The organism is Paraburkholderia sp. D1E (genome assembly GCF_052682275.1).
On sequence record NZ_JBQYMB010000001.1, the window covers coordinates 8,875,793 to 8,899,198 of the forward strand.

At 61.7% G+C, this 23,406-nt stretch carries 22 protein-coding genes; 7 read left to right on the top strand and 15 right to left on the bottom strand.

Features of this window, described 5'->3' with window-relative positions; translation table 11 throughout:
- Positions 1 to 8: 8 nt before the first annotated feature.
- From secB to ACUN0E_RS39915, 3 genes are all read right to left on the bottom strand, one after another.
- The gene (gene secB, locus ACUN0E_RS39905) at positions 9 to 479 is read right to left on the bottom strand and encodes a protein-export chaperone SecB (protein WP_445570051.1); all 471 of its coding nucleotides are present in this window, start codon (positions 477 to 479) and stop codon (positions 9 to 11) included.
- A 163-nt stretch (positions 480 to 642) separates the two neighbouring features.
- Complete coding sequence (gene grxC, locus ACUN0E_RS39910) at positions 643 to 903, bottom strand: glutaredoxin 3 (protein WP_028199035.1); 261 nt, start codon at positions 901 to 903, stop codon at positions 643 to 645.
- Positions 900 to 1,325, bottom strand: coding sequence for a rhodanese-like domain-containing protein (locus ACUN0E_RS39915; RefSeq protein WP_408231834.1), 426 nt, complete (start codon positions 1,323 to 1,325; stop codon positions 900 to 902). The genes grxC and ACUN0E_RS39915 overlap by 4 nt, the downstream gene beginning before the upstream one ends.
- A gap of 137 nt (positions 1,326 to 1,462) precedes the next feature.
- Between ACUN0E_RS39915 and gpmA the strand changes: the two genes are divergently transcribed.
- The 3 genes from gpmA to ACUN0E_RS39930 all read left to right on the top strand — a co-directional run bounded on the left by gpmA (position 1,463) and on the right by ACUN0E_RS39930 (position 5,032).
- Positions 1,463 to 2,209: a 2,3-diphosphoglycerate-dependent phosphoglycerate mutase gene (gene gpmA / locus ACUN0E_RS39920; protein WP_445570052.1), complete on the top strand. Its 747-nt coding sequence runs from the start codon at positions 1,463 to 1,465 to the stop codon at positions 2,207 to 2,209.
- 301 nt (positions 2,210 to 2,510) lie between these two features.
- On the top strand, positions 2,511 to 4,097 hold the full coding sequence (locus ACUN0E_RS39925) for a S41 family peptidase (protein WP_408231828.1): 1,587 nt from the start codon (positions 2,511 to 2,513) through the stop codon (positions 4,095 to 4,097).
- A gap of 176 nt (positions 4,098 to 4,273) precedes the next feature.
- Positions 4,274 to 5,032: a HesA/MoeB/ThiF family protein gene (locus ACUN0E_RS39930; protein WP_445570053.1), complete on the top strand. Its 759-nt coding sequence runs from the start codon at positions 4,274 to 4,276 to the stop codon at positions 5,030 to 5,032.
- Positions 5,033 to 5,110: 78 nt separating this feature from the next.
- On the opposite strand, the gene ptsP is transcribed toward ACUN0E_RS39930, so the two are convergent.
- From ptsP to ACUN0E_RS39965, 7 genes are all read right to left on the bottom strand, one after another.
- The gene (gene ptsP / locus ACUN0E_RS39935) at positions 5,111 to 6,859 is read right to left on the bottom strand and encodes a phosphoenolpyruvate--protein phosphotransferase (protein WP_408231822.1); all 1,749 of its coding nucleotides are present in this window, start codon (positions 6,857 to 6,859) and stop codon (positions 5,111 to 5,113) included.
- 289 nt (positions 6,860 to 7,148) lie between these two features.
- Entirely contained in the window at positions 7,149 to 7,418 is a 270-nt protein-coding gene (locus ACUN0E_RS39940) for an HPr family phosphocarrier protein (RefSeq protein WP_133650007.1), read from the bottom strand.
- 110 nt (positions 7,419 to 7,528) lie between these two features.
- The gene (locus ACUN0E_RS39945; RefSeq protein ID WP_445570054.1) at positions 7,529 to 8,095 is read right to left on the bottom strand and encodes a PTS sugar transporter subunit IIA; all 567 of its coding nucleotides are present in this window, start codon (positions 8,093 to 8,095) and stop codon (positions 7,529 to 7,531) included.
- A gap of 331 nt (positions 8,096 to 8,426) precedes the next feature.
- A complete protein-coding gene (gene gshB, locus ACUN0E_RS39950; RefSeq protein WP_445570055.1) occupies positions 8,427 to 9,383 on the bottom strand; it encodes a glutathione synthase in 957 nt (318 codons plus the stop codon).
- A gap of 100 nt (positions 9,384 to 9,483) precedes the next feature.
- Positions 9,484 to 10,773 carry a glutamate--cysteine ligase gene (gene gshA / locus ACUN0E_RS39955; RefSeq protein WP_445570056.1) on the bottom strand — a complete coding sequence of 430 codons (1,290 nt, stop codon included), beginning with the start codon at positions 10,771 to 10,773 and terminating at the stop codon, positions 9,484 to 9,486.
- A 239-nt stretch (positions 10,774 to 11,012) separates the two neighbouring features.
- Positions 11,013 to 12,521, bottom strand: a complete 1,509-nt coding sequence (locus tag ACUN0E_RS39960; protein WP_408231812.1) for an ammonium transporter — start codon at positions 12,519 to 12,521, stop codon at positions 11,013 to 11,015.
- 43 nt (positions 12,522 to 12,564) lie between these two features.
- On the bottom strand, positions 12,565 to 12,903 hold the full coding sequence (locus ACUN0E_RS39965) for a P-II family nitrogen regulator (protein ID WP_144111091.1): 339 nt from the start codon (positions 12,901 to 12,903) through the stop codon (positions 12,565 to 12,567).
- Between the two features lie 399 nt (positions 12,904 to 13,302).
- Here ACUN0E_RS39965 and ACUN0E_RS39970 point away from each other — a divergent pair, with 399 nt between their 5' ends.
- Together ACUN0E_RS39970 and ACUN0E_RS39975 are read left to right on the top strand one after the other, a co-directional pair.
- Positions 13,303 to 13,560, top strand: coding sequence for an accessory factor UbiK family protein (locus ACUN0E_RS39970; RefSeq protein ID WP_408231809.1), 258 nt, complete (start codon positions 13,303 to 13,305; stop codon positions 13,558 to 13,560).
- Between the two features lie 121 nt (positions 13,561 to 13,681).
- A complete protein-coding gene (locus tag ACUN0E_RS39975) occupies positions 13,682 to 15,301 on the top strand; it encodes a YifB family Mg chelatase-like AAA ATPase (protein ID WP_445570057.1) in 1,620 nt (539 codons plus the stop codon).
- Between the two features lie 333 nt (positions 15,302 to 15,634).
- On the opposite strand, the gene ACUN0E_RS39980 is transcribed toward ACUN0E_RS39975, so the two are convergent.
- Positions 15,635 to 16,138, bottom strand: a complete 504-nt coding sequence (locus tag ACUN0E_RS39980; protein ID WP_445570595.1) for a hypothetical protein — start codon at positions 16,136 to 16,138, stop codon at positions 15,635 to 15,637.
- Between ACUN0E_RS39980 and ACUN0E_RS39985 the strand changes: the two genes are divergently transcribed.
- On the top strand, positions 16,071 to 16,238 hold the full coding sequence (locus ACUN0E_RS39985; protein WP_445570621.1) for a hypothetical protein: 168 nt from the start codon (positions 16,071 to 16,073) through the stop codon (positions 16,236 to 16,238). The genes ACUN0E_RS39980 and ACUN0E_RS39985 overlap by 68 nt on opposite strands.
- A 237-nt stretch (positions 16,239 to 16,475) precedes the next feature.
- On the top strand, positions 16,476 to 17,006 hold the full coding sequence (locus ACUN0E_RS39990) for a TlpA disulfide reductase family protein (RefSeq protein ID WP_408231800.1): 531 nt from the start codon (positions 16,476 to 16,478) through the stop codon (positions 17,004 to 17,006).
- An 89-nt stretch (positions 17,007 to 17,095) separates the two neighbouring features.
- Here the strand turns inward: ACUN0E_RS39990 and ACUN0E_RS39995 are convergent, their stop codons facing one another.
- The 4 genes from ACUN0E_RS39995 to ACUN0E_RS40010 form a co-directional block, all read right to left on the bottom strand.
- The gene (locus ACUN0E_RS39995; RefSeq protein ID WP_408231797.1) at positions 17,096 to 18,448 is read right to left on the bottom strand and encodes a sigma-54-dependent transcriptional regulator; all 1,353 of its coding nucleotides are present in this window, start codon (positions 18,446 to 18,448) and stop codon (positions 17,096 to 17,098) included.
- A 16-nt stretch (positions 18,449 to 18,464) separates the two neighbouring features.
- Positions 18,465 to 20,501 carry a sensor histidine kinase gene (locus ACUN0E_RS40000; protein ID WP_445570058.1) on the bottom strand — a complete coding sequence of 679 codons (2,037 nt, stop codon included), beginning with the start codon at positions 20,499 to 20,501 and terminating at the stop codon, positions 18,465 to 18,467.
- Between the two features lie 46 nt (positions 20,502 to 20,547).
- Positions 20,548 to 21,828, bottom strand: coding sequence for a dicarboxylate/amino acid:cation symporter (locus ACUN0E_RS40005; protein ID WP_408508765.1), 1,281 nt, complete (start codon positions 21,826 to 21,828; stop codon positions 20,548 to 20,550).
- A gap of 483 nt (positions 21,829 to 22,311) precedes the next feature.
- Positions 22,312 to 23,382, bottom strand: a complete 1,071-nt coding sequence (locus tag ACUN0E_RS40010; protein WP_408231788.1) for an ABC transporter ATP-binding protein — start codon at positions 23,380 to 23,382, stop codon at positions 22,312 to 22,314.
- Positions 23,383 to 23,406: the final 24 nt, after the last annotated feature.

A 23,406-nucleotide genomic window follows, 5' to 3' on the forward strand; every position in this document is an offset into this window, starting at 1 on the left:
CGGACGCGTTAATGCGTGACGCCGTTTTGCGCCGCGCCTTCCTGGCCGCCCATTTGCGCGAGACGTTGCTCGTACAGCGCCTGGAAGTCGATCTCGGCGAGGTGGATCGGCGGGAAGCCTGCGCGGGTGATCGCATCGGCGATGTTCGAGCGCAGGTACGGGAACAGGATCGTCGGGCAGGCAATGCCGACCAGCGGATCGATCTGTTCAGCCGGAATGTTGCGGATGTCGAAAATGCCGGCTTGCTTGGCTTCGATCAGGAACGCAACTTTGTCCGACACCTTGGCCGTGACCGTGCCCGTGACCAGGATTTCGAACACGGTGTCGGCGAGGCGCTCGGCCTTCACGTCGACCTCGACTTCGACCGACGGCATTTCCTGCTCGAGGAAGATGCCCGGCGAATTCGGTTGCTCGAGCGACATGTCCTTCAGGTAGATGCGCTGGATGTTGAAGAACGGCTGGTTATTCTCGTCGGACATGATTGAATGATTCCCTGATAGGTATGCATGGCGGCGGCCCATGGTTTCACGGGCCGCCAGATCGTTGCGGCGCATCGCCCCGTCCTGAAAGAGACGAAACGCCGGCTTGTATTTCACCTGCCTCACTCACGCGCCGGCCGGCGCATAAGTCAGGCAACTTCGTTCAGGCAGCTTCGAGCAGAGGCATCAAACCGCCCGCGCGATCGAGCGCGGACAGGTCATCGTACCCACCGACATGCGTCTCGCCGATGAACACCTGCGGCACCGTGCGGCGACCGGTCCGGGTCATCATTTCTTCACGACGGGCCGGGTCTTTGTCGATCAGTACCTTTTCAACGTGCTCGACGCCGCGCGACTTTAAAAGACGTTCGGCCATCTGGCAATACGGGCACACCTGGGTGCTGTACATGATGACTTTGTTCACTTGGCTGCTCCTTGTTTCACAACCGGCATACCGGCTTTCTGCCAGGCGTCGACACCGCCTTCGAGAACATGGACTTCCGCGTATCCGGCATCTTGCACGATACGCGCAGCCTTGTTCGACTGCAGGCCGGTCTGGCATACCAGCAGCACCGGGTTGTTCTTGTTCTTCACGAGTTGCGCGACTTTCGCCTGCAATTCAGCAAATTCAAGGTTCCGCGCCGCGGGCAGATGGCCCTTGGCAAAATCGGCGGACGAACGCAGATCGATGACCGCCGCATTGCGCCGGTTGATCAGTTGGGTCGCCTCGGCGGCCGACAGGCCCCCGCGGCCACGCCGGCTGATCGTTGGCCACAGCAGCAACCCACCGGAGATGAGGACGACTGCGATCAGTACAAGGTTTGTGTAATCAGTGAAAAACTTCACGGAAAATCCGCCGAAAAAGAGAGAAATCGAAAAGGGCAATCCACCCATTATAAAATAACCGTCTGACGCGATGGCGACGCTCCTCTAGAGGACCCTCGCAACGCTTTACCGCTTCCTTACTACCGACCGGCAATCTCATGTACAAACTCGTTCTCATCCGCCACGGCGAATCGACGTGGAACAAGGAAAACCGCTTCACGGGCTGGGTCGACGTCGACCTGACCGAGCAGGGCAATCGTGAAGCGCAGCAAGCGGGCGTGCTGCTGAAGGAATCGGGCTACACGTTCGACATCGCCTACACGTCGGTGCTCAAGCGCGCGATCCGCACCTTGTGGCACGTGCAGGATCAGATGGATCTGATGTATCTGCCGGTGGTGCATTCCTGGCGTCTGAACGAACGCCATTACGGCGCCCTGTCGGGTCTGAACAAGGCAGAAACCGCCGCCAAGTTCGGTGACGAACAGGTGCTGGTCTGGCGCCGCAGCTACGACACGCCGCCGCCGGCGCTCGATCCGTCGGACGAACGCGCGCCCTATAACGATCCGCGCTACGCCAAGGTGCCGCGCGAACAATTGCCGCTCACCGAGTGCCTGAAGGATACCGTTGCGCGCGTTCTGCCGTTGTGGAACGAGTCGATTGCGCCGGCCATCAAGTCGGGCCGCAAGGTCGTGATCGCCGCGCACGGCAACTCGATCCGCGCCATGGTGAAGTACCTCGACAATATTTCGGACGACGACATCGTCGGCCTGAATATCCCGAACGGCGTGCCGCTCGTCTATGAACTCGACGAAAACCTGAAGCCGATCAAGCACGACTATCTGGGCGACCAGGACGCGATTGCAAAGGCGCAAGCCGCTGTGGCCAAGCAAGGCAAGGCGGGCTAAACCCCTCCTGCACCCGCGCCCTGCGGCAAAAATGCAGCAGGGTCGCGGCAAACGAGCCACGCTGACCGGCAAGACATACCGGCCGGCGCGGCCCGCATCCCCGGGCGCGCCTTCTGGCCGCCATCCTACTGTTACCGCACATTACTTCACCACCCCAACGCCGATCTCACGAACCAGGCCCGGCCCGTGCTGTCGAATCACGATTGCCTGTGCTGCGCCCTGACAGGGCGGGTGTGCAGTTATACTTGTCCGTCCCCATCTCTATCGACGCTGCCACGCGCTTCCGACCGCAACAGACTCTATGCGAAAGAACCTGAAAAATATCGGCCTGATTGCCGCGGGCCTTGCTACTGGCGTATTCGCCACCCTGCAACTCTCCGCCTCGGCCCAGCAACCCGCCAGCGCCGCCTCGAGCGCCGTTGCGCCGCTGCCGCTGGACCAGCTCCGGCTCTTTGCCGAAGTTTTCGGGCAAATCAAGCATGAGTACGTCGAACCGGTCGACGACAAGAAACTCCTCACCGCGGCGATCAAGGGCATGGTGTCGAGCCTCGACCCGCACTCGTCGTATCTCGACAAAACCGATTACGAAGAACTGCAGGAGCAGACCAAGGGTCGCTTCGCGGGTCTCGGCATCGAAATTTCGTCTGAAGACGGCTTGATCAAGGTGATCTCGCCGATTGAAGATACACCTGCATTCCGCGCCGGCATCCGTCCGGGCGACCTGATCACCCGCATCAACGACAAACCGGTGCGCGGCATGACGCTCGACCAGGCCGTCAAGCAGATGCGCGGCGATCCGGGCACCAAGGTCACGCTGACCATCTTCCGCAAGACCGACGACCGTACGTTCCCGCTCACGGTGACGCGCGCGATCATCAAGGTCCAGTCGGTCAAGATGAAGATCCTTGCTCCGGGCTACGCGTATATCCGCGTCACCAGCTTCCAGGAACGCACCACGCCTGATCTGGCCGCCAAGCTGCAAGACATCGCACGTCAGCAGCCGAATCTGAAGGGTCTCGTGCTCGACCTGCGCAATAACGGCGGCGGTCTGCTGCAAAGCGCGGTCGGCGTTGCCGGCGCGTTCCTGCCGGCGAACTCGGTGGTGGTGTCGACCAACGGCCAGATTCCAGATTCGAAGCAGGTCTATCGCGATACGTACGACAACTACCGCCTGCAATCCTTCGACAGCGATCCGCTGAAGGACGAAGCACCGATCTTCAAGACCGTGCCGATGGTCGTGCTGACCAACGCCTACTCGGCGTCGGCTTCGGAAATCGTCGCGGGCGCGCTGCAGGATCAGCATCGTGCGCTGATCGTCGGCAAGACCACTTTCGGCAAGGGCTCCGTGCAAACCGTCCGGCCGATGACCGCGGACACAGCGCTGCGCCTGACCACGGCTTACTACTACACGCCGAGCGGCCGTTCGATCCAGAACAAGGGCATTCGTCCTGACATCGCGGTCGATCAATACGCGGAAGGCGATCCGGACGACGCACTGGTTACCCGCGAAGTCGACTACTCGAACCACCTTGCGAACACGCAAGACCCGAACGAGAAGAAGGAAGCGGACCAGCGCGAACAGGAGCGCATGGACCAACTGCGCCAGCTTGAAGAGCAGAACGACAAGAAGACGCCGGAACAGCGTCAGAAGGATCGTGAGCGCAAGCCGGTCGAGTTCGGTTCGGCCGACGATTACATGCTGCAACAGGCGCTGAACAAGCTGGAAGGCAAGCCGGTTCAGGAATCGAAGTCGCTGACCGAGCGGCGTCTGGCGCAGAACAAACCGGCAACGTCGGCATCCGCGCCGGTCGCGGTAAAGCCGACGCAACCGGTGCCGGGCGCATCGGGCCCGGTTCCGGCCTCGGCGCCGGCTACGCAAAGCAACTAGGCAGCAAACCTGACGTGTCTTCGCAGCCGAACATGCTGCGAAGACACGTAGCAGCACTCGCTGTAATACCCAGCACCAGCACGAACATCCACTCCCCGCGCGATTAAAATAACGAAACCGCGCTCGGCAGGCCACCGGTCCTGCATCTCATTGCGCGACACTCCATGCGCCCCGCCATGAATGACGATCAACTCCTCCGCTATTCCCGCCACATCCTCGTCGACGAAATCGGCATCGAGGCGCAGCAGCGCTTTATCGACGCGCACGCGATCATCGTCGGCGCCGGTGGACTAGGTTCGCCTGCAGCGATGTATCTGGCGGCGGCAGGCGTCGGCCGCTTGACGCTGGTCGATGCCGACACGGTCGACCTGACCAATCTGCAGCGGCAGATTCTGCACGTGAGCGCGTCGGTCGGGCGCAAGAAGGTGGAGTCCGGGCGCGACGCAATCGCCCAGATCAATCCCGAGGTGGTGGTGGACGCGGTTGCTGAACGCGTCGACGATGCATGGCTCGATCGCGAGGTGCCGCGCGCCACCGTCGTGCTCGATTGCACGGATAACTTTGCCACGCGCCACGCGATCAATCGGGCGTGCGTGAAACATGGCGTGCCGCTGGTGTCGGGCGCGGCACTGCGCTTTGACGGCCAGATCAGCACCTTTGATTTTCGCGACGCAGTGTCGCCCTGTTACGCGTGCGTGTTCCCGGAAGATCAACCGTTCGAGGAAGTCGCGTGCTCGACCATGGGCGTGTTCGCACCCACGGTTGGCATCATCGGTTCGATGCAAGCGGCTGAAGCGCTGAAAGTAATCGGCGAAATCGGCACGCCACTGGTGGGCCGCCTCACGATGCTCGATTCGCTGCGAATGGAATGGAACACGATGCGCATTGCACGCCAGCCGGATTGCCCCGTATGCGGGCAACGGCATCAGGCCTGATCCCATGCAAGACGCTGAATAGAAAACGCCGCACATGTGCGGCGTTTTCTATTTGAACCCCGATCCTGACTTTCAGTTTCAGGCCAGCACCACGCGCTTGAGCGCCGCCTGCACTTCTTCCGGTTCGAACGAAGCGAGCACGTCGGCCACCGGCTTCTCCAGTGTCTTCAGATGCGAGCGCAGGACTTCCTGCTTGACCACCAGCAACTGGCTCGGATGCATTGAAAACTCGGTGAGGCCCATGCCGAGCAACAGTCGCGTCAACGCCGGATCGCCCGCCATCTCGCCGCACACCGACACCGGCACACCCGCCCGCTTCGCCTCGCGCAGCGTGAAGGCGATCAGATGCAGCACTGCAGGATGCAGCGGGTCGTACAGATGCGCGACCGCGTTATCCGCGCGATCGATCGCCAGCGTGTACTGGATCAGATCATTGGTGCCGATCGACAGGAAATCCAGCCGCTTGAGAAACAGCGGCAACGCAATCGCGGCGGCCGGAATCTCGATCATTGCGCCGACCTGCACGTTCGTGTCGTAGGCGATGCCGGCATCGTCCAGCTGACGCTTGGCTTCGCGAATCAGATCGAGCGTCTGATCGATTTCCTGCGCGTGCGCGAGCATCGGAATCAGAATCTTCACCGTACCGAACGCCGACGCACGAAGAATAGCGCGCAGTTGCGTCAGGAACATTTGCGGCTCCGAGAGGCTCCAGCGAATCGCTCTCAGCCCCAAGGCCGGGTTCGCGGCGGTTTCGTAGCCGTCGCCCCCACCCATCGAATCGAGCGGCTTGTCGGCGCCGACGTCGATCGTACGGATCGTCACCGGCAAGCCGTTCATCAACTCGACCGCGCGGCGATAGGCGGCAAACTGCTCCTCCTCTTCCGGCAAATGGTGTTTGTGATTCATGAACAGGAACTCGGTGCGGAACAGGCCCACGCCGGTTGCGCCCGAATCGACCGCGGCGCGTGCATCTTCCGGCAGTTCGATGTTCGCGCAGAGTTCGATGCGCGTGCCGCAGAGTGTTTGCGTCGGCGAAAATTTCAGCCGCTGCAGCTTGCGCTGCTCCAACGCCTTTTCGCTTTGGCGGTATGAATACTCCTCCAGCACGATCGGTGCGGGATCGACAATCACAATGCCATGATCACCGTCGACAATGATCAGGTCGTCCTGACGGATCAGCTGGCTCGCATGCTGCACGCCGACCGCAGCCGGAATGCCGAGGCTGCGCGCGACGATCGCCGTATGCGAAGTACGCCCGCCGAGATCGGTGACGAAACCCTGAAACGTTTGCGTTTTGAACTGCATCATGTCGGCCGGCGCGATGTCGTGCGCGACCACGATCATCTCCTCGCAGGTACCGTGCACACCGTCCACCAGCGCCACCGATGCACCGGCGAGCGCCTTCAGCACGCGCTCCACCACCTGCTCGATGTCGGCTTTGCGTTCGCGCAGGTATTCGTCTTCGATATCGTCGAAATGGCGCGACAGGCGCTCAAGTTGTTCGGTCAGCGCCCACTCGACGTTGTAGCGGCGCGTGCGGATCAGGTCGATGGTTTCCTGCACGAGCATTGCATCATTCAGGATCATTGAATGAACGTTGATGAACGCGCCCATTTCGCTGGGCGCGTCTGCCGCGAGATCGGCGCGCAACGCGTCGAGTTCCTGATGCACCAGTTGCTGGGCCGTGCGAAAACGCTCGACCTCGCCCTCGATCTGGGCGGGTTCGATCAGATAGTGGTCTACGTCCAGTGCAGCCGGGGCGATCAGATAAGCCCGCCCGATGGCAATACCGCGTGACACGGGAATTCCATGCAGCGTGAAGGACACGCGCACCTCCTCTAGTTGTGTGATGCCGCGGCAAACCGCTGCAATGCTCTCAGACTCTCTTCGTCATTATAAATTCCGCGCCCTTTTCAAGTACGCCAGGCCTGTGTGCACCGCAGCACGAAATATCGTAAGCGACCACAACAATGCGCCTTCGTCGAGCTTGCATTCCGGCAACGCGAATCCTTCACGCGTCGCGTGAACTACCGGCTTGTGCGCCGATTGTCATGCGCTAAAAAAAATGCCGCGGACGGCCGCGGCATTTTGCTCCAGGCAAGGGGGATGCGCGACTTCACTGACCTTCGCCGAATTTATCGGCTATCAGTTTCAACAATGCGTCCATCGCGTCTTTTTCGTCGGTGCCTTCCGTTTCGATCAGCACCGTGCTGCCTATACCCGCGGCCAGCATCATCACACCCATGATGCTTTTGGCATTGATACGGCGGCCATTGCGGCTCATCCAGATTTCCGCCTGGTAGTTGCCCGCGAGTTGCGTCAACTTGGCCGACGCGCGCGCGTGCAGCCCCAGCTTGTTCACAATAGTCGTTTCCTGTTGCAGCATGTGATGGTCCGAAGCGCGGGTAAGTGTTGTGGTGAAAGGTGAAACTGCAAACCAGTGGCAAACGGATTGCATGCAACCCGATCGCAACCGTTTAAAGCTGTGCGATCTGCTTACAATCCGCTCGAACCGGCCTTCTGAGTCAGGTCGGCCTCGGGCGGCAAGGCAGGCAAACAGTCTGCGGAAGCTGCAGCGGGCGGCAAAGCCGGCAAACAGTCTGCGGAAGCTGCAGCGGGCGGCAAAGCCGGCAAACAGTCGCCGGACCCAGCGGGAGGCGCAACCGGCGCCGGCGTGGCAGGCCCGATTGCATGCACGCCCTTAGTGGCCCCGGCAAGCGCCTTGTCGACCAGGGTGTCGAGCGGTGTCGCTCGATAACAGACCGCGCGCACCAGCATCGGCAAATTGACGCCGCACAGCACGCGGACGTTCGGCAACGAAGCGAGCCGACCGGCGATATTCGCCGGCGTGGCGCCGAACATGTCGGTGAGCACGAGTGCGCCGTTTTCTTCCTTGAGCCGCTCGATTTCCGAATGCGCGAACGCGACCTGTTGTGCGGGATCGCAATCCGGCGATACGTCGATCACGCCGATACGAGCCGGCAAGCCACCGTAGATGTGCGAAATACAATCGCGCAACGCGGTGGCGAACGGAGCGTGCGCAATGATCAGAATGCCTGCCATGTCAGCCTTACTGCAAAAGAACGGCCCCGAACCGTGGACCGGGACAAAACCCGGTTCGTAAGCGCCCTCGACCGGCCGTGGATCGTGAGGACCGGAACGCATCATTTGACGAGCGGCCCGCAGTGCCCGATATCGCAGCGGCACCAGCGGAAAACGGCTCGCTTACAGTCCGCAATCCATGCCTGTGGCGTCCGGCAGACGTCATCGATTCGGCTTGGCGCGGGAGAGCGGGCATTGTATCAGGCCCATTTTCGCGCCAAAGCCGGTGTTTCGCTTGATGCGGATTTACTACACAGTTTGGGGGTCATGGCGCCCATTCAAGGGCTGCGCCTCACGCTGCCGCGCGCTCCAGCGCGTCGATAAACATCGCTGCGACGTCGAAACCGGTCTGATCCATGATCTCGCGAAAACACGTCGGGCTCGTCACGTTCACCTCGGTGAGCCAGTCGCCGATTGCATCCAGCCCGACCAGCAGCAGGCCGCGCGCAGCAAGCACCGGCGCGAGTGTGTCGGCGATCTTGCGGTCATGCTCGGTGAGCGGGCGCGCCACGCCGAGGCCGCCGGCAGCCAGATTGCCGCGCACTTCATTGCCCTGAGGAATCCGCGCGAGCGAAAACGGCACCGGTTCGCCGCCGATCAGCAGGATGCGCTTGTCGCCGTCCTTGATCTCGGGGATGAATTTTTGCGCCATGACGGAGCGCGCGCCGTCGTGGCTCAGCATCTCGATGATCGAGCCGAGATTCATGCCATCGGCCTTCACGCGGAACACGCCCATGCCGCCCATGCCGTCGAGCGGCTTCAGAATCACGTCGCCGTGTTCTTCGTGGAAGGCGCGCAAACGGGTGGCGTCGCGCGTCACCAGAGTCGGCGTGACAAACTGCGCGAACTCGCCGATCGCCAGCTTTTCCGAATGATCGCGAATGGCCTGCGGCTTGTTGAAAATGCGCGCGCCACCGCGCTCGGCCATTTCCAGCAGCCACGTCGACGTCACGTATTCCATGTCGAACGGCGGGTCTTTGCGCATCACCACCGCGCTGAAGTGCTTCAGCGATTTCGGCGCGGCCGCTTCAGCGGCGTACCAGGTGTCGCGATGCAGGTCCGTCACGTCGCCGACGATCGCAAAGCGCTGTACGTTCGCCTCGACATCGCCACCCGTCCACGCCAGATGTTTCGGCTCGCACGTGTAAAGCTTGTGACCGCGGCGCGCGGCTTCGGCCATCATCGCGTAGGTCGAATCTTTGTAGATCTTGAACTGCGTAAGCGGATCGGCGATGAAAAGAATGTCCATGGGGATTCCGGTGCGCCCTTCGGGCTTGGCATTGATCGTAAATATAGTCGCTGAAAACGGCGATGGCGGCACGCATGCCGCCATCGACCACCTCGCGAGGTTAAACCTGAATCGCTTCCGGATCGGTCTTTTCCAGTTCGACCGATGCGGCCAGCAAGCCAAGCCGAGCCACCACGCCGTACATATAGAAGCGGTTCGGCACCGCCGCGCCGGGCTTGGCGTGCGCATCCGGCAGCGCCGTATGCTCGAAACCGAGCGGCACGAAGTGCATGCCGGGCGCATTCAGATTCTGATCGCGCTCGCGGCTGCCGTGCACGCGGTAGAAACCGCCCACCACGTAACGGTCGATCATGTACACCACCGGTTCGGCGACTTCCTCGCCAATCCGCTCGAAGGTGTACACGCCTTCCTGCACGATTACGTCATGCACTTCGAGGCCGTCTTTGGTGGCGGCCATCTTGGCGCGCTCGCGCTTGGTCAGCGCGGCCACCTCCGACGCGTCGTGCACGGTCATCACGCCCATGCCATACGTGCGCGCATCCGACTTGATGACAACATACGGTTTCTCGGAGATGCCGTACTCGCGATACTTCTTGGCGATCTTCTTCAGCACGCCGTCGATCGCATCCGTCAGCGCTTCTTCGCCGGTGCGCTCCTGGAAATCGACCCCTTCGACATGCGCGAAGTACGGATTGATCATCCACGGATCGATCTCGACCATCTTCGCGAACTTCTTGGCGACGTCGTCATAGCACGAGAAGTGCGTCGATTTGCGGCGAACGGCCCAGCCGGCATGCAGTGGCGGCAACAGATACTGCTCGTGCAGATTTTCCAGTATGGGCGGAATGCCGCCAGACAGATCATTGTTCAGCAGAATGGAGCACGGGTCGAAATTCTTCAGGCCGAGGCGCCGCGGCGAACGTTCGAGCGGTTCGAGCACCAGCTTCTGCCCGTCGGACAGCGCGATCGTGACCGGCCCGACGATGCTTTCGTCGAGCGTGCCGAAACGCACGTTCAAGCCCGCCTGACGCATGATCGCGGCCAAACGCGCGACATTCTCGAGATAAAACGCATTGCGCGTATGGCGCTCCGGAATCACCAGCAGATTCTTCGCGTCCGGGCAGATCTTCTCGATCGACGCCATCGCAGCCTGCACGGCGAGCGGCAACACTTCTTGCGGCAGGTTGTTGAATGCGCCGGGAAACAGATTGGTATCGACCGGCGCGAGCTTGAAACCCGCGTTACGCAGATCGACAGAACAGTAGAACGGCGGTGTGTGCTCCTGCCATTCGAGCCGGAACCAGCGTTCGATGGCGGGCGTAGCGTCGAGGATCTTCCGCTCGAGATCGAGCAGCGGGCCGTTTAACGCCGTAACTAGGTGCGGAACCATTGATCACTCGCAGACTGGAGAAAAAAGATTGTAGTGCAAATGCTTTGTCCATTTGGGGACGGTTTCTCCATTCGCAAGCCGATGCGAATGCATTCTCGCTATCGCCATGATAGGCAGGAAAAACGACTGTTAACAAGATAGCCAGCAAGAAAAAAGCCCGCCATAAAGGCGGGCCAAAATCGCTGCGCTTGATTCAGATCCGTCAAGCCTTGGAGCTCGACTTTGCCTACAAAGAGTCCTTATTCGACGTGTTCGCCGTGCAGGCTCACGTCCAGGCCTTCGCGTTCCTGTTCTTCCGTCACGCGGATGCCCATCACCATATCGATGCCCTTCAGCAGGATGTAGCTCACCACGCCGCTGTAGACCAGCGTCGTCAGCACGCCCTTGGCTTGCAGAATGACGCTGCCGTCCGCGCCGCCGATGTCCTTGACCGCGAACACGCCGGTCAGGATCGCACCCACGATACCGCCGATGCAGTGCACGCCGAACGCGTCGAGCGAATCGTCGTAACCGAGCTTGTGCTTGAGCCACGTTGCCGACCAGAAGCAGATCACGCCTGCCGCGATGCCGATCACGAGCGAGCCCGTCATACCGACGAAGCCCGAAGCCGGCGTAATCGCCACCAGACCTGCCACGGCACCCGACACGATACCGAGTACCGACGGCTTACCCTTGGTTGCCCATTCGGCGAACATCCATGCGAGTGCTGCTGCTGCGGTTGCCACTTGCGTTGCGAACATCGCGAAACCGGCACGGCCGTCTGCCGCCACTGCCGAACCCGCATTGAAGCCGAACCAGCCTACCCACAGCATGGCGCCACCGATCAGCGTGAGCGTCAGGTTGTGCGGCGCCATCGCTTCCTTGCCGTAGCCGACACGCTTGCCCAGCACCAGAGCGCAGACCAGCGCCGCAATACCGGCGTTGATGTGCACCACCGTGCCGCCCGCGAAGTCGAGGATGCCCGCGCTAGCCAGCCAGCCAGTCGGTTCCCAGACCATGTGTGCGATCGGCGAGTAGACGATGATCGACCACAGCGTCATGAACACCAGCATCGCCGAGAACTTCATACGGTCGGCAAACGCGCCCGTGATCAGTGCCGGGGTGATGATCGCGAAGGTCATCTGATAGACGACGTAGACCGTTTCCGGGATCGTCGGTGCGAGGTGGCTGACGGTCAGCGTCGTAGCCTTGTCGCCCTTGATGTAGTTCATGCCCGACATGAAGAAGCGCGAGAAGCCGCCGATGAACGAGTTGCCCGGCGTGAAGGCGAGGCTGTAGCCCACCACGACCCAGACGATCGACACAAGGCAGGTGATCGCGAAGCTTTGCATCAGGATCGCGAGCACGCTCTTCTTGCGGACCATGCCGCCGTAGAACAGTGCCAGACCCGGGATCGTCATGAACAGCACGAGCGCGGTGGAGGTCAGCATCCAGGCGGTGTCGCCCGAATTAATCTTCGACGAATCGACCGAGAACGGCGCGGTCGGAGCTGCCGGTGCGGCGTCCGATGCTGCCGGCGCGGCTGCGGCAGCGCTGGCAGCCGGTGCGGCGGACGCGTCAGCGGCCGGTGCCGAAGCCGCGGCGGCAGCAGGGGCCGCCGAAGCGTCCGGCGCCGGCGCACTCGCCGTCGTATCGGAAGCCGCTGCCGAGGCGGCTGCGGGGGCGGAAGCGTCGTCCGCGAGGGCGGCGCCGATACCGCCCGCGAGCAGCGAACCGGCCATCAGCAAGGACATCAATAATTTGCGCATCTTCATTTCCTCTTGTCGCTATCTGTGTCGCTATCTTTTGGTATTACAGAGCGTCCGCGCCGGTCTCCCCGGTGCGAATCCGAATCACTTGCTCGATCGCGGTGACAAAAATCTTGCCGTCGCCGATCTTGCCGGTGCGTGCCGCGCGCTCGAGCGCCTCAATCGCCTGGTCGACGATGTCGTCCGAGACAGCGGCCTCGATCTTCACCTTCGGCAGGAAATCGACGACGTACTCAGCGCCCCGATACAGTTCCGTGTGGCCCTTCTGGCGGCCGAAACCCTTGACTTCCGTCACCGTGATGCCTGAGACGCCGATGGCCGACAAGGCTTCGCGCGCCTCATCGAGCTTGAACGGCTTGATGATTGCGGTAATGAGTTTCATGAAATCCCTCGCTAAGTTGCGTAACCCGTTGCGTAACCCTGTTTGCGTACCTGTAACCCGTTCGCGTGGTCTCGTTCCGCTGCCGGTAAAAAGCACCTGGCAGTGCGCGCGGGGCAGTAACAGCAACTCGCGTGCCATGTTGTGTCAGACTTCGCCCCCCGGCATGCTGCAAAAGGGGCGCAAGCGGCCCTGGCCGGATGGCCAACGTTGGCGGGGCATGCTGGCGCGGCGCATGGATCATTGCTAGAGTGTTCGAAGGCTTTTAACGTTTGAGCGCGCACCAAACGGGCTCATGTTGCAGCGGCACTCAATCGGTCATGCACCAAGACGGCCCATTCAACGTAACAAAGCACAGACGCAACGAAACATGCACATTTTTTGTGCACCAAAGGAAACGCAATGAAACAACCGAACGATGTCTTTAACGATTTTCAGGCCCGGATGAGCGAGCTGTTCAAGAACTCGCCGGCCAAAGATGTTGAACGCAACGTGAAAGCCATGCTGTCGCAAGGCTTTTCCAAGCTCGACCTGGTCACGCGTGAGGAATTCGATACGCAGACCCAGGTGCTGGTGCGCACTCGCGCGCGCCTCGAAGAGCTGGAGCGCCGCGTCGCCGAGCTCGAACAGAAGCTGCCGGTCACGACGCAATCGTCCTGAGGCTTTGCTCGCAGCGCCTTAGCTGCGTAGTGCTGCACATCACTGGCAAGCGAGCCGTGACGTCATCAGCGTTTTAGGGGACTCGAGCGCGCCCTCGGCGCGCCGTCCGACGGGAGAAAACATGTCGCTTGCCGTGGTTCGCAGTCGCGCGCCGGCCTCTGGCCGCGCGCCCGAAGTAACCGTCGAGGTTCACCTCGCGAACGGACTACCCTCTTTTTCGATCGTCGGCCTTCCAGATCTGGAAGTGCGCGAAAGCCGCGAGCGCGTGCGCGCGGCGCTGCAAAACTGCAGCTTCGATTTCCCTGTGCGGCGCATCACTGTCAACCTCGCGCCCGCCGATTTGCCAAAGGAATCCGGCCGCTTCGATCTGCCGATCGCCTTAGGCATTCTGGCGGCGAGCGGGCAGATTCCGGCCGAGTCGCTCCTGCATCGTGAGTTCGCCGGCGAACTGTCACTGACCGGGGCGCTACGACCAATGCGCGGGGCCTTCGCGATGGCCTGCGGGACGGCTCGCAGCGGCGCGTCTCACGGCAGCCTGGGCGGCGTTTCTGCTCCTGCCAGTGCGTCTACTCGTATTACTTCGGGTGAACCCACGATGTCCGAGACGTCCGCTCAATCCACCCCGCAGCTCTACCTGCCTGCGGCAAGTGCGGCCGAGGCGGCGCTCGTGCCCGGTGTCGATGTCTACGGCGCCACCGACTTGCCATCGCTGTGCGCGCATCTGGCCGGCGCGCCCGACGCCCGGCTCTACCCAGTCGCGGCACCCGACCTCAGCGAGACCACGGCGGCCGCGACTCCCGACATGAGCGACGTGATCGGCCAGCGCGGCGCACGCCGCGCACTTGAAGTGGCCGCGGCCGGCGGACACCATGTCTTGCTGGTCGGGCCACCTGGCGCGGGCAAATCGATGCTCGCTGCTCGCCTGCCAGGCCTGCTCCCGCCCATGACCGACGACGAAGCACTCAGTTCGGCAGCATTGCTGTCCGCCAGCCGGACCGGCTTTACGCCCTCGCAATGGCGGCAACGGCCGTTTCGCGCGCCACATCATTCGTCGAGCGCACCCGCGCTGGTCGGCGGGCGCAATCCGCCGCAACCCGGCGAAATCACCCTGGCGCATCTGGGCGTGCTGTTTCTGGATGAACTGCCGGAATTCGACCGCCATGTGCTGGAAACCCTGCGCGAACCCCTCGAGGCCGGTCGCATCACAATCTCGCGCGCGGCCTTGCAAGCCGATTTTCCAGCAGCCTGCCAGTTGATCGCCGCGATGAACCCTTGCCCATGCGGATGGCGCGGCGACCCCAACGGCCGCTGCCGCTGCACACCGGAGATCGCGGCGCGCTATCTGCGCAAGCTGTCCGGGCCGCTGCTCGACCGGATCGATATCCAGATCGAGATTCCGGCGCTCACGCCGGCGGAGTTGTCGGCACGCTCCACCGCAATCGGTGAAGCCAGCGCGACGATCGCACAGCGGGTGAATGCCGCTCGTGAGCGGCAACTGGCAAGGCAGGGCAAAACCAACCGGGAACTGGGCGGACGAGAAGTAGACGAGGTCTGCCGTCCCGACGCAGCCGGTGAAGCATTACTGCGCCAGGCTGGCGAACGCTTCGGCTGGTCGGCGCGTGCTTATTACAGGGTTCTGAAGGTGGCGCGGACCATCGCTGACCTCGCCGGCACCGCCATGCCGAGCGCCGCGCAGATCGGTGAAGCCGTTCAATATCGCCGGGCTTTTGGGTCGGTATAAGGCGAAAAATCTACTGTCAAGACTTGACTTATGCACATATGCGCGTTCCAGATAAATTTTGAAACATCTGAAAGGCGCACGGAAGCGCAGGTCAAAAAAGCATTGATTTGATTGATTTTTTTCGACGACCCTAAGTTGGCTCAATCTGACAGAATGCCCACGGGATGGGCATCTGAGGCAAAAAATGCGAAGTTCTCAACAGAGTTATCCACAGGCTTTGTGAGTAACCGAAAAACTTCAACGTAAACCGGGAATTAGCGCGCGATCCTGCGAAGGAACTTTCACTGTGCACCGTGATCTCGCAGTGCATTGAATCGCCCTAAACTACCGCTCTCAATACAGTTGGAACGACGTAAAAAACTGGTCGATCTGCTCCTGTTGCAGCGGCTTGGAAGCGATGATCGCCGCCTGATACACATGCCGGCCGCGCGCAACCAGCCGCGCATAGACGGTTCGCGTTTCGTGCTGCGAACCGGCCTCGCCGGTCAGCTTCATTTCCAGACCCAGCACCTGACCGCCGGCGGCGAGCGGGATTTGCACCGCGTGCGCGTCCGGCGGGGCGCCGACATTGCGGGCGAGGCCCGTGCGCAAGAATTCGAGGGCGGCGCGCTGCGTCGCTTCGTTGTCGTTCGGCAGCATGACTGTGCCGACCGCGAACACGGCGTCGCCGGCTTCGGCTGTCTGCATCGCCATCTGCATCGGCGTGCCGTCGATCTGGACCGAGCGCTGATCGTTGCCTGGCTTGGCCGGCAGGTCGACGGTGTAGCCGTTGTCGTTGTTCATGATGGTGCGCCAGTCAAAGGTCGGCGAACACGCAGCCAATGCGCCGCCCAACACCAGCGCGCAAGCCACCGTGCCGAGTACGGCACGCGCACGCTGCAAGCCGGAAGCGGCGCAGGCCGAACGGCCGCCGGTCAAGGAGAAACTTGAGAATTGACTAACGGGGCAGTCAAACGGGATTGTCGAGATGCGGGCGAGGAAACGAAAAGCGGTTCGGAGCATGGGTACAGAAGATCGGGCTGACAGGAACATAAAGCGCCATTATCCCCTCCTGGGCCGCCCTCTGCCGCGCGACCGGAATGGGGCTACAATAGCGACGCCAAGCAGTACTGGGTTTAAAGCCCAAGCCGAAGCACTGTCCCGCGCCTTCTGCGCGACTCTCGAGGTTCCGTTCATGAGTTCCACCCCGTCCACCGCCGCACGGCGCGCGAATCCGATTCGCACCATCATCATCGCCGTGGTGGCCATCGCGATTGCGATTGCCGGCTATTTCGCGTTCGCCGGTCAGCAGCGCGTGCCCGATGCGACCTTTACGTTGCTGTCGGGCCAGAAAGTCTCGACCGCCGACCTGAAAGGCAAGGTCTACTTGGTCAATTTCTGGGCGACAAGTTGCGACACCTGCATGAAAGAAATGCCGCAGATGGTCCAGACCTATAACCGCTTCAAGGGCAAAGGGCTCGAGTTCGTCGCCGTTGCGATGAACTACGACGCGCCAATGTACGTGGCCAACTACACGCAAACGCGCCAGTTACCGTTCAAGGTTGCGATGGACGACGGCTCGGCCGCCAAGCAGTTCGGCAATGTCCAGCTCACGCCGACCACCTTTCTGGTCGACAAGGACGGCAGGATTCTGAAGCGCTACGTCGGCGAGCCCCAATTCGCGGAACTCGACCAGTTGCTGGAAAAAGCGCTGAACGCGGCCTGATTGCCGCCCGATTGCTACGTAACGCCTGAAGTAAAGCGCTCTGACTCGAACACGCCGGCGTCGCATCTCGCCGCCGGCGCTTCAAATTCTCACCGTTCCCCCTCTCCTTTGGCCGCAAGGCCATATCGCTTGATCTTCTCGTAGAGCGTCGCCTTTCCAAGCTGCAGCTTGTCTGCCGCGACCGCGACTACACCGCCGGCCTGCGCCAACGCCTCCGCGATCACCGCCCGCTCGAACTGCTCGACACGTTCCTTCAACGGCTGGGTCGCTGCGCCATCATCGGAGAAAGACATGACCGGATCGTCGGCCACGCCGAGCACGAAGCGGTCGGCGGCATTGCGCAGTTCGCGCACATTCCCCGGCCATTCGCGCTGCATCAGGCTCGCGCGCTGCCGGTCCGTGAGAATCGGCGCGGGGCGTTGGTAACGCACCGCTGCATCCAGCAGGAAGTGTTCGAACAACGGCACGATGTCCTCGCGACGCTCGCTCAACGGCGGCAACGCGATCGTCACCACGTTCAGCCGGTACAGCAAATCGCGACGGAACGAGCCGTCCGCGACATGCTCCACCATGTCGCCCTTCGCGGCAGCCACCACGCGGCAATTCACGCGAATCGGCTGATTCGAGCCGAGCCGTTCCAGCACGCCGTCCTGCAACACGCGCAGCAGCTTGACCTGCAACGCGAGCGGCATGCTCTCGATTTCGTCGAGGAACAGTGTGCCGCCCGAGGCATACTCGAGCTTGCCGATCCGCCGTTTTGCCGCACCCGTGAATGCACCGGGTTCGTAGCCGAACATTTCCGATTCGAACATCGGCTCCGGTAACGCGCCGCAATTCACCGCGATAAACGGTTTGTCACGCCGCGGCGACAGTTCATGCAGACTGCGCGCGATCAACTCCTTGCCCGCGCCGGTGTCGCCGTTGATCAGCACCGACGCGTCGGTCGGCGCGATATTCGCGATCAGACGGCGCACCTGCTCGATCGCCGGACTATGGCCGATGATGCGCGGCGCCACCGTGTTCTGCCCGGCCAGCTCGCGGCGCAGCGCGAGGTTCTCCAGCACCAGCTTGCGCCGCTCCAGTGCGCGTCGCACGGTTTCGATCAGACGCTCGGATGCGAACGGCTTTTCGATGAAATCGTACGCACCGTCACGCATTGCCTGCACGGCCATCGAAATATCGCCGTGACCGGTGACCAGGATCACCGGCACGTCCGGCGCGCGCTCGTGGCACTGCGCAAGCAGCTCGAGTCCGCTCGCGCCAGGCAAGCGAATATCGCTGACGATCACTCCGGAGAAATCCGCGCTGATCATCTTCGCCGCGGATTCCGCCGAGGCATGGCCGATCACGTCGAAGCCCGCCAGTTGCAAACTCTGCACGCTAGCGCGCCGCACCAGTTCATCGTCTTCGATATACAGCACTTGCAAGCCGTGATTCAGCATGGGGTTCTCGTCTGATTCAGGAGCCCGTGGTGAGCGGGTCCGATGTGTGGCTCGTCTGCACGCGCGCGCGGCGCAGCGTCAACACGAATAATGCACCGCCGCCCGGTGCGTTGCGCGCCACCAGTGTGCCGCCGCAGTCGCGCGCAATCGACGATGAAATCGCAAGGCCAAGCCCTAACCCGTGACCCATTTCCTTCGTCGTGAAGAACGGTTCGAACAGGCGTGGCAGCACGTCGTCGGGAATGCCTGGGCCGTTGTCGCGCACGGCGAACGACAAGCTCGACTCAGTGGCTTCGATGTCGATCGAAATGCGCGGCGGTGTCATCTCCTCCGTTGCGTCGAGCGCATTGCCGAGCAGATTGATCAGCACCTGTTCGAGGCGCAGATCGTCGCAATGGGCAATCAGATCGGGATGATCGTCGGCCAGATTCAGATGCGTGCGCGCGCCGACATCGGCATCGGCATCGACATCGACATCGACATCGACATCGACATCGAGCAAAGCGAACTCGACCTCAACGCCTTGCAGGCGCTTTTGCAGCAGCGCGATGACGTTGCGCAACGCTCGCATGATCGGCGCACGCGCGCTGCGCGGCCGCGCGCGCCCGACGAACAGCTTCAACTGATTGGTGATCTTGCCCATGCGCTCGGTGAGTGCCGCAATCGCTTCAAGATTTTCGCGCGCTGAAGCCTGGTCGCCGCGATCGAGCAGCACGCGCGTGTTGTCGGAGAAACCGCGCAGCGCAGCGAGCGGCTGATTCAATTCATGCGTGATGCCAGCCGCCATCTGACCCAGCGCAGCGAGCTTGCTGGCCTGGATCAGTTCATCGTGCGCTGCGCGCAGTTCCTGTTCGGCGCGCGTACGCTCGGCGACTTCCTTCTGCAATTGTTCATTCGCCTGGGACAGATCGGCCGTGCGCTCCGCCACCCGCTGATTCAGCTCCGCGTAGGCTTTTTGCAGCAACGCCCGACTGCGCATCACTTCGCGCACCCGGGCGCGGCGCATTCTCCAGTAGAACGCGAACAACACGAGCGACACGTATCCGAGACCGGTAACGATGGTTGTATTGCGCGCGTCGGCGTCGACCGGATCGACAGGCGACATGGTGATCAGATGCCAGTCCGGCTCGCCCATGCCGCGCCGCGACGCCAGATAGCGCGGTGCATAACGGCCACCGCCGATACGCACGATCTGCGCATTGCCCTCGAGCGTGCGCTCGATCGTCACCGGCAGCGGCGCGATCGGCTGCTGCGCGTACTGGCGCGCCTGATAGATCGAATCGGCGACCGGTCCCGACAACGGCCGGATCGTGTGATATTTCCACGCCGGCACCGACGACAGAAAGATCACGCCGTGATCGTCGGTGACAACCAGGGGCTCGGACGCATCCGCGCCCTGAAACCATTCGAGATCGAGTTTAACGACCGCTACGCCGACGATCTTGCCGTCACGCCGCACGGGCTGCGAGATGTAGTAACCCGGCGCCTGCGAAATCGTGCCGATGCCGAAGAAGCGGCCCACGCCACCCTTCACCGCATCGAGAAAATACGGCCGGAATTGATAACCCGCGCCAATGAAACTGCCCGGCCCGTGCCAATTGCTCGCGGCGACGCAATAGCCGTCGAGGGGAATGATGTAGGTGACCGTTGCCCGCGCATGGCGGTTGAGGTCCTCGAGATAAAGATTGGCGCGCTCGACGTTGCCCGGGCTGGGATTGACCAGCACGTCTTGCACAATGGGATGTTCGGCCAGCAGATAAGGCAGCGATTCATAACGCTCGAGCGTGCTTTTCAGCGCGCTGGCGGTGCGATCGACCCGCACCGCGGCGTTGTGCCGCAAATTGTCGATGCCGCGCTGCCACGCGATGCTGTACGTGAGTCCGCACGCCGCCACGAGCCCGGCGACGAGCGCGAAGAGGATCAGCAGGCGGCGCGTCACGTTGGCAATTCCCGATCGGAGAGGATCGGACATTGTGGCATAAGGCGACGCGCCGTCGGCGCGAGCTTCGTCGGCCGACGGCGCGGGATCACGGCGCGCGGCCGCCGTTTTCATACGTAGACCTCCGCGGCCGTAATCGGAGTCGTGTGGCAGGTCCGGCTTAAACCCCAGCCGGCTCTTTGACCGCCACGTCTCCCCGCAACGCGGCGTTCAGCTTGTTGCGGTCCAGTTCCTTTTCCCATGCCGACACCACGACCGTCGCCACGCCGTTGCCGACGATGTTCGTCAGCGCGCGGCATTCACTCATGAAACGGTCGATACCGAGAATCAGCACCATGCCCGACAACGGAATGGTCGGCACCACGGCGAGCGTTGCGGCCAGCGTGATGAAGCCCGCACCCGTCACACCGCTCGCGCCCTTCGACGTCAGCATCGTGACCGCCAGCAGCGTGAGCTGCTGCATCCATGTGAGGTCGGTGTTCGTCGCCTGAGCGATGAACAGCACGGCCATCGTCATGTAGATGTTGGTGCCGTCGAGGTTGAACGAGTAACCGGTCGGCACCACGAGGCCCACCACCGAGCGCGAGCAGCCGAGCTTTTCGAGCTTCAGCATCAGTTGCGGCAGCGCGGCTTCCGACGAACTCGTGCCCAGCACGATCAGCATCTCTTCCTTGATGTACGCGACAAAACGCAGAATGTTGAAGCCCACCGCACGCGCGATGATGCCGAGCACGACTACCACGAACACGATCGAAGTCAGATAGAACGTGCCGATCAGCTTGAGCATCGGCAGCAGCGAGCCGATGCCGTACTTGCCGATCGTGAACGCCATCGCGCCGAACGCGCCGATCGGCGCCAGCTTCGTGATGATGCGCACAATGCCGAACAACACATGCGAGAGTCCGTCGATGAAGTTCGTGACGACCTTGCCCTTCTCACCGGCCGTGGCCAGCACTGCACCGAACAGCAGCGCAATCAGCAGGATCTGCAGGATTTCACCCTGTGCGAAGGCCGACACGAGCGTGTCGGGAATGATGTGCATCAGGAAGTCGACCGTGGTCTGGCCGTGTGCCTTCGCGGCATACGAAGCGACAGCCTTGCCGTCGAGCGTGGCCGGATCGATATTGAAGCCGACACCCGGCTTCAGCACATGCGTCGCGATCAGGCCAAGCACCAGTGCGAACGTCGAGACGATTTCGAAGTACAGCAACGCCTTGCCGCCGACGCGCCCGACCTTCTTCATGTCTTCCATGCCGGCGATACCCGTCACCACCGTACAGAAGATAATCGGCCCGATCACCATCTTGATCAGCTTGATGAAGCCGTCGCCGAGCGGCTTCATGTCGACGGCGAAGTCCGGCGAATAATGGCCGAGCGCGATGCCGATGATGATCGCCACGATCACCTGGACGTACAGCACTTTGTGGATAGGTTTCTTCACGATGTTTCCTGCGATATGGGTGAGCTCAAGGCCTGCCACGCTGCGCATCATGCGAACGAATACTCGTCACACCTGTGCACGGCATTAGGCCGCGACAAGACGACGAATTCAGAAATACCGGGAAGGGAAATCAGCCATCGTTGTCTCCTTGCTTTAGTTGTCGGACCGTTGCGGCCGCGTGATCTAAATTGCAAGGTCGATGCCAGCTTGATACTGGGCTGAGCGCTTTGATTTTTATAGGTTTTTTGGCGTGTTACGACGCGCGTCGTCCGGGATTCCGGAAATCCGGACAAGAGGTGTCGGGGAATCCGGAATCCCTCGAGGCGCTGAGTTCGGGAAAACCCGGAGAGCCTTTGGGGCTGCGGCTTTCGCCTGGTTCAGCCGAAACTGCTCAGCCTGCGTGCAGGGCTTTCGCACGCGTCAGCAGAAACCACCCAGCCGTACGCGCGGCTTTCGCCCACGCCTGGCACTGCTGTTCGGTTTCTATGCCCCGCCCTCTTCGAGTACCAACAAGTTCTCGTGTGAGAAACCGAGCGACACCGGCTGTCCCCGTTCGGGCAAGCCGCGATTCGGGTCGTTGAACACATCGAGTGAAATGACCGCATCTTTCACGCGCGTTCTGATGCGCACCACCGCGCCGAGGAAATTCACTTCTTCAACAGTTGCGTTCAACGTGTTGCGGCCCGGTGCGGCCGGCTCCAGCACAATGGCTTCAGGCCGCAGTGCGAGCATGCGTTTCTTGCCCGCGTCGTCTGCCGGAAGTTCCTGCGTGGTGGTCAACTCCTGACCGTCGACGGCCATCTTGCCGGTTTTCGGGTCGATCACATGCCCCGCCAGGATGTTCAACGTGCCGACAAACGATGCGACAAAACGCGTGCGCGGATAGTTGTAGATCTCCGAAGGCGTGCCGACCTGTTCGACACGCCCCTCGTTCATCACCACGATGCGGTCGGAGATCGACAGCGCCTCTTCCTGATCGTGCGTCACGAAAATCGACGTGATACCCAGTTCACGCTGCAACGCGCGAATATCCTGGCGCAGCGAAATGCGGATCTTCGCGTCGAGCGCCGAAAGCGGCTCGTCAAGCAACAGCACCTGCGGCTTGCCGGCCAATGCGCGCGCCAACGCCACGCGTTGCTGCTGACCACCCGACAATTGCCACGGGTAACGCTCACCCAGATGCGGCAGCTTGATCAGTTGCAACATCTCTTCGACGCGCTTGCTGATCTCCGCCTGCGGACGATGCGTGATCTTCAGCCCGAAGCCGATGTTGTCGGCCACCGTCATGTTCGGAAACAGCGCATACGACTGAAACACCATGCCGACCTTGCGTTGCCGGGTCCGAAGGTGCGTCACGTCCTTGTTGTCCAGCCGGATGATGCCGCGCGTCGGCGTTTCGAAGCCGGCGATCATTCGCAGCACCGTGGTCTTGCCACAACCCGACGGCCCAAGGAACGTGATGAATTCTCCACGTTCGATCTTCATGTCGAAGTGATGCAACGCCGTGTTCGCCCCGAAGGACTTGTGCAGATTTTCGATCTCAAGGAATGCCATGATTCGCTACCTTAGTCGGTCAAA

Excerpts from the sequence above, each read along its gene's own strand:
- secB (WP_445570051.1), bottom strand. The coding sequence starts at position 479 with ATGTCCGACGAGAATAACCAGCCGTTCTTCAACATCCAGCGCATCTAC.
- gpmA (WP_445570052.1), top strand. The coding sequence starts at position 1,463 with ATGTACAAACTCGTTCTCATCCGCCACGGCGAATCGACGTGGAACAAG.
- ACUN0E_RS39925 (WP_408231828.1), top strand. The coding sequence starts at position 2,511 with ATGCGAAAGAACCTGAAAAATATCGGCCTGATTGCCGCGGGCCTTGCT.
- ACUN0E_RS39930 (WP_445570053.1), top strand. The coding sequence starts at position 4,274 with ATGAATGACGATCAACTCCTCCGCTATTCCCGCCACATCCTCGTCGAC.
- ACUN0E_RS39940 (WP_133650007.1), bottom strand. The coding sequence starts at position 7,418 with ATGCTGCAACAGGAAACGACTATTGTGAACAAGCTGGGGCTGCACGCG.
- ACUN0E_RS39945 (WP_445570054.1), bottom strand. The coding sequence starts at position 8,095 with ATGGCAGGCATTCTGATCATTGCGCACGCTCCGTTCGCCACCGCGTTG.
- gshB (WP_445570055.1), bottom strand. The coding sequence starts at position 9,383 with ATGGACATTCTTTTCATCGCCGATCCGCTTACGCAGTTCAAGATCTAC.
- gshA (WP_445570056.1), bottom strand. The coding sequence starts at position 10,773 with ATGGTTCCGCACCTAGTTACGGCGTTAAACGGCCCGCTGCTCGATCTC.
- ACUN0E_RS39960 (WP_408231812.1), bottom strand. The coding sequence starts at position 12,521 with ATGCGCAAATTATTGATGTCCTTGCTGATGGCCGGTTCGCTGCTCGCG.
- ACUN0E_RS39965 (WP_144111091.1), bottom strand. The coding sequence starts at position 12,903 with ATGAAACTCATTACCGCAATCATCAAGCCGTTCAAGCTCGATGAGGCG.
- ACUN0E_RS39970 (WP_408231809.1), top strand. The coding sequence starts at position 13,303 with ATGAAACAACCGAACGATGTCTTTAACGATTTTCAGGCCCGGATGAGC.
- ACUN0E_RS39975 (WP_445570057.1), top strand. The coding sequence starts at position 13,682 with ATGTCGCTTGCCGTGGTTCGCAGTCGCGCGCCGGCCTCTGGCCGCGCG.
- ACUN0E_RS39990 (WP_408231800.1), top strand. The coding sequence starts at position 16,476 with ATGAGTTCCACCCCGTCCACCGCCGCACGGCGCGCGAATCCGATTCGC.
- ACUN0E_RS39995 (WP_408231797.1), bottom strand. The coding sequence starts at position 18,448 with ATGCTGAATCACGGCTTGCAAGTGCTGTATATCGAAGACGATGAACTG.
- ACUN0E_RS40000 (WP_445570058.1), bottom strand. The coding sequence starts at position 20,501 with ATGAAAACGGCGGCCGCGCGCCGTGATCCCGCGCCGTCGGCCGACGAA.
- ACUN0E_RS40010 (WP_408231788.1), bottom strand. The coding sequence starts at position 23,382 with ATGGCATTCCTTGAGATCGAAAATCTGCACAAGTCCTTCGGGGCGAAC.